General features: G+C 57.5%; 11 protein-coding genes. 9 read left to right on the top strand and 2 right to left on the bottom strand.

Annotation, left to right across the window (positions count from 1 at the left end; all coding sequences use genetic code 11):
- The first annotated feature begins 85 nt into the window (after positions 1–85).
- Complete coding sequence (locus FJ145_09070; GenBank protein MBM4261569.1) at positions 86–1,369, top strand: D-alanyl-D-alanine carboxypeptidase; 1,284 nt, start codon at positions 86–88, stop codon at positions 1,367–1,369.
- Positions 1,370–1,415: 46 nt separating this feature from the next.
- Positions 1,416–2,246: a bifunctional hydroxymethylpyrimidine kinase/phosphomethylpyrimidine kinase gene (gene thiD, locus FJ145_09065; GenBank protein ID MBM4261568.1), complete on the top strand. Its 831-nt coding sequence runs from the start codon at positions 1,416–1,418 to the stop codon at positions 2,244–2,246.
- 27 nt (positions 2,247–2,273) lie between these two features.
- Here thiD and pyrF read toward each other — a convergent pair whose 3' ends face one another.
- Positions 2,274–2,996, bottom strand: a complete 723-nt coding sequence (gene pyrF, locus FJ145_09060) for an orotidine-5'-phosphate decarboxylase (GenBank protein ID MBM4261567.1) — start codon at positions 2,994–2,996, stop codon at positions 2,274–2,276.
- Between the two features lie 41 nt (positions 2,997–3,037).
- Positions 3,038–4,765, bottom strand: coding sequence for a proline--tRNA ligase (locus FJ145_09055; GenBank protein ID MBM4261566.1), 1,728 nt, complete (start codon positions 4,763–4,765; stop codon positions 3,038–3,040).
- A gap of 324 nt (positions 4,766–5,089) precedes the next feature.
- On the opposite strand from FJ145_09055, the gene FJ145_09050 reads away from it, so the two are divergent.
- The 7 genes from FJ145_09050 to FJ145_09020 all read left to right on the top strand — a co-directional run bounded on the left by FJ145_09050 (position 5,090) and on the right by FJ145_09020 (position 13,466).
- Positions 5,090–5,665 (top strand): sigma-70 family RNA polymerase sigma factor, encoded by a 576-nt coding sequence (locus tag FJ145_09050; protein ID MBM4261565.1) that lies wholly within the window; start codon positions 5,090–5,092, stop codon positions 5,663–5,665.
- Between the two features lie 59 nt (positions 5,666–5,724).
- Entirely contained in the window at positions 5,725–6,417 is a 693-nt protein-coding gene (locus tag FJ145_09045; protein ID MBM4261564.1) for a hypothetical protein, read from the top strand.
- Positions 6,418–6,663: 246 nt separating this feature from the next.
- Positions 6,664–7,425, top strand: coding sequence for a hypothetical protein (locus tag FJ145_09040; GenBank protein MBM4261563.1), 762 nt, complete (start codon positions 6,664–6,666; stop codon positions 7,423–7,425).
- A 162-nt stretch (positions 7,426–7,587) separates the two neighbouring features.
- Positions 7,588–9,585 carry a hypothetical protein gene (locus FJ145_09035; protein MBM4261562.1) on the top strand — a complete coding sequence of 666 codons (1,998 nt, stop codon included), beginning with the start codon at positions 7,588–7,590 and terminating at the stop codon, positions 9,583–9,585.
- A gap of 26 nt (positions 9,586–9,611) precedes the next feature.
- Positions 9,612–10,319 carry a hypothetical protein gene (locus FJ145_09030; GenBank protein MBM4261561.1) on the top strand — a complete coding sequence of 236 codons (708 nt, stop codon included), beginning with the start codon at positions 9,612–9,614 and terminating at the stop codon, positions 10,317–10,319.
- A gap of 13 nt (positions 10,320–10,332) precedes the next feature.
- Positions 10,333–11,565: a CHAT domain-containing protein gene (locus FJ145_09025; GenBank protein ID MBM4261560.1), complete on the top strand. Its 1,233-nt coding sequence runs from the start codon at positions 10,333–10,335 to the stop codon at positions 11,563–11,565.
- Between the two features lie 398 nt (positions 11,566–11,963).
- Entirely contained in the window at positions 11,964–13,466 is a 1,503-nt protein-coding gene (locus FJ145_09020) for an NYN domain-containing protein (GenBank protein ID MBM4261559.1), read from the top strand.
- Positions 13,467–13,541: the final 75 nt, after the last annotated feature.

Genomic DNA, 13,541 nt, shown 5'->3' with positions numbered 1-13,541 from the left:
TTGCAAAAAAATGCAGATTTTTCTTCTAAGGCCCTGTTCAACAGCTTACTTTTTTGCTATAAAACGCCTTTATTAAATTGTAAAAATGACTTTCTTACGCCGCCTGAGCTCCGCTACGCCCTGCACTTCTGCTCGGCGAGCCATCGATCAACGCTGCACCGCGCTTTTCTTTCTTCTGAGTTGGTTTTTTCTGGCCGATCACAATGCCTGGAGCTTTGCACCGGACGAAGATCTGACCGCGCGCGCCGCCGTGTTGATGGATGCGACCACCGGCAAGATCCTCTATCAAAAAGATGGCGATGTGCAGTTGCCGCCTGCCAGCACGACCAAAGTGATGACCGCGATCATCGCCTTGGAAAGCGGACGAAAGTTCAGCGAAACTTTGACCGTTTCCAAGGAAGCGACCCGCGTCCCGGCGATGAAATTGTACCTGCGGCCCGGCCAAACCATCACGGTCGAAGATGCTCTGTACGCGGCGCTGCTTTCCTCCGCCAACGATGCCTCCAATGTGCTGGCGGAAGGCATTGCCGGCTCGGTGGAACGTTTCGGGCAACTGATGACGAAAAAGGCCCGCGCGCTCGGCGCGCCCAACACCAACTTCACCAATCCCCACGGACTGACAGCGCCGGACCACTACTCGAGCGCCAGAGATTTGGCGCTGATGTTTCGCTACGCCATGCGCAACCCGGCCTTTCGCGAAATTGTCCAGACCAAAATCAGCTCGGTTAATTCCAGCACTGTAATACGCAAGAAGGTGGTGCCGCGGCGCATTTCTCTGCGCAATCACAATCGTCTGCTTTGGAATTTTGAAGGCGCCATCGGCGGCAAGACCGGCTACACGGCGGCAGCGCTAAAATGCTTCGTCGGCGCAGTGCAGAGAAACGGCACGACCTTGATTGTCTCGATCCTAGGCGCCACGGATCAATGGGGCGACACCAAACAGCTGTTGGAATATGGCTTCGAACACTATCCCGCGCTGCGCGCCGGCACTCCCGTGACGCCCAGGACATCGGGCAGCGAGCGCGTGACCACCGCACTGGAAAACTTCTCGGCGCTCACCTTGACACCACGCGAGGCGGTCGCCGCCGCGCCACAATCGCGTGACGGCTACATCCTCCAGGTTGGTACTTTTCGCGAAGGCGGACGGGCCGATATGTTAACCAAATATTTTCTGGCCAACGGTTTTAACGCTTTTGTCGAACGGACCGTTCTGGAAAAGGCCCAAATCGCCTACCGCGTTAGGGTGGGCCCCTATGCGGACATGGCCCACGCCCAGGAAGTTGCCCGGGAGCTGCAGCTGCGCAGCGGCTACCAGCCAATCATTCAAACCTATCAGCCTCAGAACGAAACCCGCGGCGACGCCGGGTGATTTAGGCCGTTCTTCGATCATCTGAAATCTGGTAGGATCGGCGCCTATGAAACCGATCCGCAAGGCGCTAACGATTGCCGGTTCCGACTCCGGCGCCGGCGCCGGCATTCAAGCCGACCTCAAAACCTTTGCCGCGCTCGGAGTGTACGGCACCTCGGCCATCACTGCGATCACAGCGCAAAACACCGTGAGTGTGACCGCGGTTTTGGCACTGACTCCTCGGCTCGTGGCAGCGCAAATCGATGCGGTCATCGGCGACATCGGCAGCCACGCGCTCAAAACCGGCATGCTCGCCAACGCCGCGATTATTGATATCGTCAGCCAAAAAATCCGCGAACACCGCCTGAAAAATATCGTTGTCGACCCAGTGATGGTCGCCACCTCGGGTGATCTGCTGATCAAGAAAAACGCCGTCGCCACGCTGCGCAAAAGATTGCTTCCACTCGCCACGATCGTGACGCCAAACATTCCAGAAGCCGAAGAGCTCACCGGCATGAAGCTGCGCAGCGCCAATGACATCGAGAAAACCGCGCAGATGATTGTCGAAATGGGCGCCAGCTGCGTGGTGATTAAAGGCGGCCACCGCTCGGGTCCGGCGGCAGATTTGTTTTATGACGGCAAGCGCTTCACAGTTCTCAAAGCACCGCGCATCCGCACCAAGAACACCCACGGCACGGGCTGCACGCTATCAGCGGCGATCGCCGCCTATCTCGCGCAAGGTGAGACACTCGATCAAGCAGTCAAACTAGCGAAAAATTATATCACCGAGGCGCTCCGGCAAAGTTTTGCCGTCGGCCACGGCCACAGCCCGGTGCATCACTTTCACCGCTTCTGGCGCTTGGCTAGAACTCAGCGTAAACGGCAGGTTGAAATTTGAAATCTGAGATATTTTAAATGCCGAGCCTTAGCGAGGCGAACCGGCTTGCTCCATCTCAGCGACAATGCTGTGCGCTGCAGCCACCGGATCCTTCGCTTCAATGATCGGCCGGCCCACGACAATGTAGTCGACCCCGCCGCGCACCGCATCTGCCGGGGTCATCACCCGCTGTTGGTCGTTGCGGCTGCTTTCGGCAGGTCGAATGCCCGGCGTGACAATGACAAAGCGTCGCCCGCAAGCCGCGCGAATATCGGACACTTCGTGCGGCGACGCCACCACACCGTCCATGCCGGCTTCCTTGGTCAAGAGCGCCAGGCGCACCACCTGAGCGGCGACTTTGCCGTCGACGCCGACCCGCTTGAGATCGTCCTGATTGAGACTGGTCAACACGGTGACCGCCAGCATGATTGGCTTGCGCCGTTTTTCCTGGCGGCAAACGCGCGTCACTTCTTTCACCGTGGCGCGCATCATTTCCAAGCTGCCCGAAGCGTGGACGTTAAACATCTTGACGCCCAAACGCGTCGCTTCCACCGCGGCTTTGGCCACGGTGTTGGGAATATCGTGAAATTTGAGGTCGAGGAAAATCTCGCCGCCCAGCTCTTGCACGGTGCGGACCGCTTGCGGCCCTACGGATGTGAAAAGCTGCTTGCCGATCTTGAACATACCGACTTCGCCGGCAAGCTGGCGCACCAGCGCGCTCGCTTGCTCCAACGTGTCGACGTCGAGGGCGACAATCACGCACTCGCGCATGGAGCCGCGTTTGCGCAATAGCTCGAGCTTGGAAGCCATGACTAACTCTGGGTTGCCTCAGCAATCAGACTGTGAATTTTTTTTACGGCGTCCGCCACGGGAATCTCATCGGTTTTGCCGTCGCGCCGCGTGCGCAGCTCGATCGTGCCTTTCTCCAAGCCTTTGGCACCGAGGGTCACCCGCAGCGGAATGCCGACCAGGTCGGCGTCTTTGAACTTCACGCCGGGCCGCTCATCGCGGTCGTCGAGCAGCACGTCGACTCCGCGCTGCTGCAAATCGTGATAGAGCTTGTCAGCGGCGGCGCGCAGTTTCTCGTCTTTGTAGTTGATCGGCAAAATCAAAACTTGAAACGGCGCAATCGACATGGGCCAGATGATGCCGTTGCCATCGTGGTTCTGCTCGATGGCCGCGGCCACCATGCGGCTGACGCCAATTCCATAGCAACCCATCTCGATGGGCCGCTCGCGCCCTTCTGCGTCCAGATAGGTCGCGCCCATTTTTTCACTATACTTGGTGCCAAGGTAGAAAACCTGGCCCACTTCAATGCCGCGGTGGGTTTGCAGCTTGCCCTTCTCACAGCGCGGACAAGGGTCGCCGGTGATGGCCAAGCGCAAATCCGCGAAGGCCGACGGCGTAAAGTCGCGTTCTTGGTCGACGTTGATGTAGTGGGCGTTGGCTTCGTTGGCGCCGGTCACCGCGCCGCGCATGCCGTGCACCGAAAGATCGGCGACGATGCGCAGTTGCAAACCGATCGGCCCTAAATAGCCCGGCACCACTCCCGTCGCCGCCGCCACAGCCGCTTCATCGGCCAAAGCGGCTTCGCGGCAGCCTAGCACCGTGCGCAGCTTGAGCTCATTGATCTCATGATCGCCGCGCACCAGTGCGGCGATCAGTTCGCCGCTATCGGTCTGGTAGACCAAGGTCTTGATAAATTTCTCGGCGGATAGCTTCAGAAACTCCGCCACGTCGGGAACGGTTTTCTTGCCCGGCGTCGCGACTTTTTCCAGCTTGGGTGACTCCTCCGAGAGGTCGCGCCCCTCGGGCGGCTTGCCTTTGACCTCGGCCTTCTCCACGTTGGCAGCGTATTCACAACTATCGCAGCTGACGATGGCGTCCTCGCCGGATTCGGCGAGCACCTGGAACTCGTGCGATTGGCTGCCGCCGATGGCGCCGGTGTCGGCTTCCACCGGGCGAAAGCTGAGACCGCAGCGCGTGAAGATTCGCTTGTAGGTTTGATACATGTTTTCGTATTCACGCTTGCAGTCGGCGACGTCTGTATGAAAGCTGTATGCGTCTTTCATGATAAATTCGCGCCCGCGCATTAGACCGAAGCGCGGCCGTACTTCGTCGCGAAATTTGGTCTGCAGCTGGTACAGGTTAAACGGCAACTCGCGGTAGGAGCGCACCGACCGGCGCACCAGGTCGGTGATAATTTCTTCGTGGGTCGGACCCAGGCAAAAGTCGCGCTCGTGGCGATCTTTGAAGCGCAACAGTTCCTTGCCGTAAAATTCCCAGCGGCCGCTTTCCTGCCACAGCTCGGCCGGCGAGGTAATCGGCATCAAGAGCTCCTGCGCGCCGGCGCGGTCCATTTCCTGGCGCACGATCGCCTCTATCTTGCGGATCACTTTAAGCGCCAGCGGAAAATAATCGTAAACGCCGCGGCTCACCTGGCGGATGTAGCCGGCACGCACCAAAAGCTTATGGCTGACGACTTCGGCGTCGGCAGGGTCTTCTTTGAGCGTTGGGATGAGCGTCTTACTCCAAAACATGCTGCTCCTTGAATCTCGGGATAAGGGAAAAAACCTCGAAAGAAAAAAACCTCAAAGCCGCCCCTATGAGCTGCTCCGATCGGCACGCGCGCGTCTTTGAGCCATAAGTTTGGCGCAATCATAAGCGCCCTGCGGTCGTGGTTCAAGGGACGAGCCGCAGGATATCGTACGCAACAAAAGGATGTTTGCTGCTGGAAGGAATGTCGCCAGCTATCCCATGCGGTCGATTGATGCGACGGCGCGGCGGTGCACAGCCATGTGAAGGGTTTGACAGCGGGGCGCTAGCTTCGGTATGTCCGACGAGCAGAAGGTTCGTTCGGCACGATGACGGAACAGGAAAAAAGTTTAATAGCCGGTTGCTTGCGCGGCGACAAGGCTGCATGGGACACGTTTGTCCAGCAGTATTCAAATCTTTTCTATCACACAATCCGTAAGACTCTGACGACTCACCATGTTGAACGACAAGACGACCTCATAGAAGAACTTTTTCAAGACATTTTTGTTGCTCTGAGTGCAGATGGCTACCGCAAGCTCAAGCAGTTCCGCGGCGACAACGGCTGTACTCTTGCGAGCTGGTTGAGGACCGTAGCAGCCCGGCTCACGATAGACAGTCTGAGAAAGCCAAAGGAGCGCTTGGTCGAAATTCCGGATAATCTACCGGCTGATCGTCCGAACATCGATGATACCCTGGCCCAACGACAACAAGAACAACGCCTGAGTGAAGCCATCCAAGAATTATCTGACCGAGACAAGCTCCTCGTCGATCTACACTATCGCAAAGGCCTCGACCCGAGAGAAATCGCCGCCATTTTGCATACTTCCGAAGCTGCTGTTTACACACAGAAAAGTCGCCTGATCGGTCGACTCAGAGATATTCTCGAAAAAAACCGCTCCCTGTAAGAAATACTCACGCCTCCCGTCTATTCGAGCAAAATCGCAAACCGAATAGGAGGTGTTCCGTGGGTATCCAAAAACATTTCCGGCTCTTTGGGCTTTTACTTTTGACCGGATGTTCTGCTTTAGGACCAGGGCGGTTCATCGAGTCGCCAGAGTCTCAACCCGTTGAACTGGCGATTCGGGCGAATGGGGAGGAAGTGAAAGCGGTATTACATCATGTGATTGTTCCGGATGGGCCTGGATCGTGGGTAAAGGGCGCCACTTGGAACGAAATGGTTATCAGTCTGCAAAACGCCTCGCGCGGCGATGTTACGATCAAGCGAATCAGCGTCATCGATTCCACGGGCCTGTACGTCAATCCCATAATCCCAAACGTGTTGCCGTCGGCAACCGAAAGAGTGGAAAAAATGCAGGGGATGAGTCTACTTATTCAAGGCGTTGGCGTGGCGGGACAGCTGTTGGGCGCTTTTTCGGGCATGCCGCTGCTCGGAATCGCTTCAGGAGCGTTCATAGTAAACGCGCCCGCCGCGCAAGCAGGCGCCTCCGCCAAAGAAATGGACCAACTACTAGCCGAGGTGAAGAGACGAATGCTGGCGTGGCCCATCGAGATGACCGCTGGGGCTACGGTCCGTGGCAGCCAGTTCTTTAGCGCGCCTGATCCTAAGATGCTGGTTATTACCTATCAGACCGCAAAGGGAGAGAAGCATTTGAAACTCGCTCTCGACCAAATCTCATTTGCCGCAGTCAAGAACTAGCCGATCGATTCACATGTCTGCAGAAGGAGCCATCTCGCTTTCACGAGATGGCTCCTTTTCTTTTTATTGAAAATACCTGGTGTAAGAAGTCGGCTGCCGCTGCGTCTATTCGAGCGAAAGATATTCCAAGCAAAGGAGGCCCAATGGACGAACGGCGTACATTCTCAAGCGGATAGGGATTTCATAGTGACAACATGATGGCGGAGGAACATTCCTGCTCGAAAAACTAAGAAAGGAGCGATTAACATGAAGAACAAGCGTATAGTTTTCTTAGCGGCAGCCATAACGTTCGGGTGTTATGCCGAAGGGTTAGCCGGAACGCGCAGCGGCTACAACAGTTTCAATTTCGGCAACAGCCAGGCAGGGGCGAACGGCACCTATAGCGTGGTCGCAGAGAACCGCAGCAACTATTCGCGTATCGATCTCAACGCGACCGGGACCGTGAAGTTTCTGAACAAATCGGCTAAAGGCGTAGAGTTTACTGCCACAACAGAAAACTCGGCCGGACGCAAAAGCGCCGTGTACACTCTTCAAGTCGCTGGTTATGTCGTCGACAGCGGTACGAAGAGTGTCAGTTATGTGTGGAGCAAACCGATCAATCGAACTCTAATTCAGACTTCGGCTACCGTGACGGTCGGGCCGGTGCCCGTCACCATAAGCGGTGCCGTCGGCGGCGGGACAAATATCGGTTACACATTCCAACTCGATCCCGCCGGGGTCGGGGTGAGCGGCAATGCTTCTGCGTGGGCCAGCGGCAATGCGTCGGCGGGAGTCGGAGTAAGGGGTTTTAACGTGTCTCTCAGGTCGGATTTGCAGTTAGCCAAGACGTCGTTGAATCCTTCGGTCCGAGTCACCCCGACAACCTGGTCCGGTAGCGCAAACCTGGTTTTCGATCCGGTTTCCATTAATCTATCCATAGCCTTGCAGACACTAAACCGCGTGCTCTACCAGCTCAACCTGGCGAATTATTCGGCGCCGAGCTCAACCCGCACACTGCTGCAACTGTAAACTCGACGCGGTCTCCTAAGGGCGGGGTGCTGCTCTCTACGGCGCCCTGCCCTCCTTTCATTAAGCTAACTGCCGGTCACAGACTCCAAAAGCACTACCTCCTGTAAGAAATTCAATGTGATCCCGTCTATTCGCTCAAGAAAATCAAATCGAGGTGGCACTATGGAGAAACTTAAGGCTGGAATTCTCAAGACTTGGCGAGGCAGTCGGCGCCGCATTTTGCTCTTGTCGCTGCTGGCGGTAACCGCTCTCGGTTGGCTGGGGAGCTACTACATCATCCAACCTGCCGGATATGCTGGCTTTTCCGCTCCCGTTATCTCGCTGATCCGAGCCACCGCCCAATCGAACTATTCTCCAGGAGTTACCCGCGAAGCCGACAAACCGGCTCCCACACTCGGTCTGCGCAAGGGCGAAAAACTCGCTTATTCCTTCTCTCAGAACCGGATTATCAAACTCACTCCTGGCAGCATTTCCGCCGTTTCTACGGCGGCAAAGCCAATATCCGTTGATATTCGAGTGCGCCAATCCGGCAATCTGGTCGCCCGAGTTTACGATGAGAACGAGGAGGGCTGGACGGTAGGTTTCGAGATGGAAAATGCTCTGGTCGAAATCGATACAAACCAGACCCCTGTGAGCAAGGACATGGCGCAGATGGCGGCGGAAATGAAGGGAGAGGTGCTCGCCTTTGTGCTCAAGTCCGGTCGGCTGCAAAAACTGCTGCTGCCGGATAATATGTCACCGGAAGGCGGTAATCAGTGGAAGGATGTGCTCGCACGCTGGCAGATTGTTCTATCTGACCGGGCCGACGACGCGCATTGGAGCCGCACGGAAGAAGACACGACCGGCACTTATCTGGCCGGATACTCCCGCGTTGCCACCGCAAGGCCGTCTGAACTCACCAAACGCAAGCACCGATATATAACCATTCGAGCGGGAAATCAGACGCCTCTGGCCGCGGCAAATACCGTCTATGGCGCAACTGCGATTAGTCTCAACCCCTACCCTACTTTAATCGAGGGACGCGAGCAGATGAGCGTGCCTGAATTGGGCATCGGTTCGGATGTGGTGTTCGTGTTTCGCCTCAAGAATGGTTCGGCTGATGCCGGTATCGATGAGATCACAAGCGCTTCGAAGGCAGCATCTCTTGAATCGGCGCCGACAAGATTCTCATGGAGCAGCGACCATGTAGCGCCGGCAAACAGCCGATCAGGATCGTCTCGACCGGACGGAAACATCAAAACCGAGCTGGCCCGTCTGAAGCAACTTTTTGCCGACGGTAAAGCCGGCACCCCCGAAGAAGTAAATGCCTTAGGTAGGATCGCGGATTTTATCAAAGCGGATGACTCTGCGATCGACCCAATTTTCGATGAGCTTGCCAGCGCTGCGCCGAACGGAGACATGGCTTCCGCTCTGGCCGGAGTTCTGGGCGCAGCGGGTACGCCTGCAGCGCAACTGGCGCTATTGTCCATTGCCACTAGCGGCGATTGGCCGCGTGGACACCGGCAACTGGCGCTCTTCTCTTTTGCTCAGATTACCGAGCCGGTGCCGCAAGCCGAAACTTGGCTGCAGTGGCTGCACGGACAAGGAGATTCGCTGGCGAACAATGCGCTCTTAGTACTCGCCGCCATGGGCGATCGGCTGCGGGATATCGACCCGCTCCGCTTCAACAGCATCAGCCAATACGTCGGTGATGTCGCGAAAGCCGGAGAGTTATCGCTCAACGATAAGATCGCTGTTCTAAATGCGCTAGGCAATCTTGGGCCCTCAGAGGTGCCGCACTTCGTGAAATCCAATCTCCGCAGCGACGACGCGATTCTCCGGCAGCAGGCGTTGACCAGCCTCCAAAGAAGCCAGAGCAGCGAAGCCTACAACCTGCTCATGGAATCGGTCAGGAACGATCCGGTTGAAACCGTCCGTGCGGCTGCGGTAAAGACCCTCTCAGGAATGTCGCTGGTTTCGAGCCCTGATGAGTTTATCCGGCTCGCATCGAATGACAATTCCGTTCAAGTGCGGCGCGAAGCCCTTGTCGGTCTTAGCCGCTGGGCCGAAGAAAGTCCGAAGGTTTTGGAAGCTTATCAACGCATCGCGCAAAGCGATCGCGCGAACGAGGTAAGAAGTCTAGCCGCTCAGTTGTTGGCCTCGCATACCAGCGCGAGATAAGCTTTCGGAAAGCCTGGGAGAAGGTCATGGAACATGATATCGAGAAACTCTTAAAAAGCGTCGTTACCAAAAGCAGGCAAACACCTTCGCGCCATGATTGCCCGGACGAGGAACGACTGACAAACTATTTCGCCGGCACTTTGCCACAAAACGAAAAAGAGGCCGTAGAATCTCATCTTGCCGCCTGCTCGTTCTGTAGCGATGAATTGGTGAATCTGCGCCAAATCGCAGAGCTTGCCGATCAAGGTCGCGTGCCGCAGCGATTGATCGAGCGGGCCATGGCTCTCGTGCAATCACCCAAGGCTCAGGAAAGTATTCTCGACCTGGTCGTGCGCATCGTGAAAGATTCCATAGAATTGGTGCGCACCTCGGGCCAATGGATGAATCCCGCAATGGCGTTGCCAGCGGGGGTGAGAGGCAAGGCGCAGCCATCGGCCACGACGATTCTTCAGGTAGAGAAAGATGTAGGGCAGCTTAAGGTTGCCGTCGAGGTCGAACTGATCGAGGCGGGTCAATGCCAGGTGGCTGTAGGCGTCAAGGACAGCAGCGGCAATCCGGTTGACAACCTGCGCATCAGCTTGATATCGGAGGGCCGGGAACAGGCCTCCTATTTGACGCGCGGTGGTGAGGCGGTATTTGATCGCATTCCCAAGGGCGACTACGAACTTTCTCTAGCCCGGACCGGCAGCCCGGTTGGAACCATTCGATTGAGGATGGAGAACGGTCACGAGTGATGCGACTCTCGTCCTGGACATAAGCCGGGACGATTCCACGGTCAAAGTCAGCGTTCATGATAATGACGACGGCGGCGCGCGAACGCTGCGCCAGTACGAGGAAATACTGGTCAATTGGAGCGAGGTCGATTCGTGCCGCGCCGAAATTATCACTCTTCTAAACCGCGCCAATAAGCGTTCTCGCGTCACTGCCAACATTCTCGATGACCTGCGCAAGTCCGGACAGCTGCTATTCGATCTGCTTCTGCCGCCGAAAGCGCGAGCGACGCTGGACTCAGCGGCGGCGCAGAATCTGATTCTTCACATCGACGACAAGCTCGTTCACATCCCCTGGGAGCTGCTCTTTGATGGCCGGCAGTTTCTCTGCCGCCGTTTTTCTTTGGGGCGTATCGTTCGAACGCGGCAGTCTCCGACTTCAGTAGCGCACCGTGAATTGAAAGCACCGCTAAAAGTTCTGATCCTCGCGGATCCCCGCGGCGACCTCGAAGCATCGTACCGCGAAGGTAGAGAGATACGAGATTGTCTCGATGGCAGGATGGAAACGTTTCGCGCCAGCCTGAAAATCCACCCCGTTGATATCGCTTACGTCAAAAAGAATATTCGGGACTATGACGTGGTTCACTATGCCGGGCACGCGGACTATCATGCAGAAAATCCGTCCGAGAGCGGCTGGCTATTGAGTGACGGCCGGCTAAAGGCGAGTGAAATCTCCACGATGGGCGGGCTCCAGCCAATGCCGGCGCTGGTTTTCTCCAATGCTTGCCAAACCGGTCAGACAGTCGAATGGCAGATTCAGGAGGGTTACGAGCAGCAAATCTTCGGTTTGGCTAATGCTTATTTGCTAGCGGGCGTACAGCACTACATCGGAACGTTCTGGGAAATTCTGGACGAGCCAGGTTCCTGCTTCTCAAAAAGCTTCTATGGGTTTCTAGCCGATGGCTATCCGATCGGCGAAGCCATCCGCCGCGCCCGCGAACAACTAATCACAACCTACGGCGAAGAGACGATCGTTTGGGCGAGCTACATGCTCTACGGCGATCCGACATTTTCTTTATCGTCTTCACAAAAACAGAAACGAACTGAGACTGTCCCTGTTCCGCCACGCCAGGTCGAGTCCGGCAATCCCAGACGCATCAGCGAAAACGCCAACGTCTTTGACTTCGCAATCACCGACGGCGACATGCGCACACTCGACGGTTTCCACGAAAACCTGAGGACCTGCTGGGACCCGACCCACGCGCCGTAAGTGAGGCAGTCCGGCGCGTTCTCGCTCCGGAAACAGCAGCGAATGAAACTAGATCGCTTTCGTTTCCTCATCCTTCTCTGCCAGCCACGCCACTTCCTCTGCGCGCTCGTAAGGTTTTTATCATATCACGAGCCGCACGCCCGATCGGTTCAACGGCGGCATGTGGTTCGGCCAAGCGCGCATAGATGGAGATTGGCGTGTGTGCCACGGATTTAATCAAACCACCAAAGCCTGCTATGCTAGTTCTAGAGTGACCCTGCAAAGCGCACGTGCCGGAACAAGAATAGTCTTAATTTCTTATGCATAGGGACCCGAGATGATGCAGCGTAGTCCTTTCCTTCCCGCCCTTCGAGGCGCCGGCCCTCTCGGCATAGGATAGAAAGTCGAAAGGTTTTCAGTTGGCCAATCAAGACCGTCTCAATATCGCCGTTTTCATCGACTTCGACAACATCGAGATCGGCGTCAAATCGACCCTCGGAGAGAGTTTCGACGTCGGCGCCATCCTCGACGCCTTGAAAGAGCGTGGCGAGGTGGTCACCAAGATCGCCTATGCCGATTGGACGCGCGCAGGGGAGTACAGTCGCCATCTCACGCAGCACGCCATCCGGCTCGTGCAGCGCAACTTGACGCCCGGCGGTGACAAGAACGGCGCCGACATCAACCTCGCCCTCGACGCTCTTGAAATGGCCTTCACGCACCCGCACATCAACGCCTACGTGATCGTCGGCGGCGACAGCGACTTCCTCTCGTTGGTCGAGAAGCTGAAGCAATACGACAAGAAGGTCTTCGTCGTCGGCGGCCGCGCTTTCACGAGCATTATCCTGCAGCGCAACTGCCATGAGTTCATCGCCTACGAGAACCTCACAGGTGGCCGTCGCTCCGCCTTCAAGGGAGGGCGCCCGGTGGCGCCTTCAGCCCCCAGCCCGATCGCGCAGGCGTTCCCGATCGTGCGCCGGGCGCTGAAGATCCTCTCCGACCGCGAAGTGTCGCCCCAGACCGGGCTCCTGAAGAGCACCCTGCTCCAGCTCGACTCGACTTTCTCTGAACGCAACTTCGGCGCGTCCTCGTTCCTCGACTTCGTCGAAAAGCTAGCCAAGACCGGACTCGTGCAATTGAAGAACACTGGCCGCAGCGTAATGGTCGAATTGAACGAGCAGTTCGAAGAAGGTGACCAGCCAGCGGACCCGCCGGCTGCGCCGGAGAAGCGGGACGACATTCAACCATCTCCCCAGGCAGAGGCCGTCGAGGCGCCCGTCGTAGCGCAGACAGCCGCGGCACCAACGGGCGACCAAGCCGGCGGTGTCCGGCGTGTCGCGGAGATTCTAACGGCCGCGACGACCGCACGCTGGCCAATGTACCTGCGCAACGTCAAGCAGCTGTTGCGCGCCGCCGAGGGAGGATTCGACGAGCGCCGCTACGGCTTCCAGGGCCTGATCGATCTGTTGCGCGCCTGCCAGCGCGAGGGCCTCCTGCGGCTCGAACGCGATCGCCGCGGCGGCCTGCGCGTCTTGAAGGGACCGCTCCTGCAACAAACGACGGCGAATCGGTCTGCTGTCCCGCCACAAGCTCCGCGCGAAGCGGTGTCCGACGAGGGCATGGAATCGATGGACGCCGCTGCGCGCGACCAGCTACTAGAGGAAGTCGATCAGATCGAGCCCGGCAATCGCCTCGACCCACAGCCAGAGGCCATCGACGACGAGGATGCCGCGATCGGCCCCATTCCCATCGACACAACCGCGGAACGCCTCGGCCGCGCCGAGCCGCGCCGTCCGCGCGCCCGCGTCGGGGGCGTAGCTCGGAGCAAGCAAAAGACGACGGCGCCGAAGAAGCCCGCGCCCCGTCCATCCAGCCGATCGCGCAAGCCCGCCCGCCCCGACTCCGGCGGCAAGCACGACAGCTGATGCGGGCGGTGGGCGGCAAGAGGAATTTCGAGAACGTTAGTCAAGTCAGTCAACTACCCAGCAGATTTCCCCTAA

The sequence above is a fragment of the Deltaproteobacteria bacterium genome (assembly GCA_016874755.1).
Taxonomy (GTDB): Bacteria; Desulfobacterota; Binatia; order UBA9968; family UBA9968; genus DP-20.
Note: the sequence above shows the minus strand (reverse complement) of the source record. Positions and strands in the feature narration are given on the sequence as shown.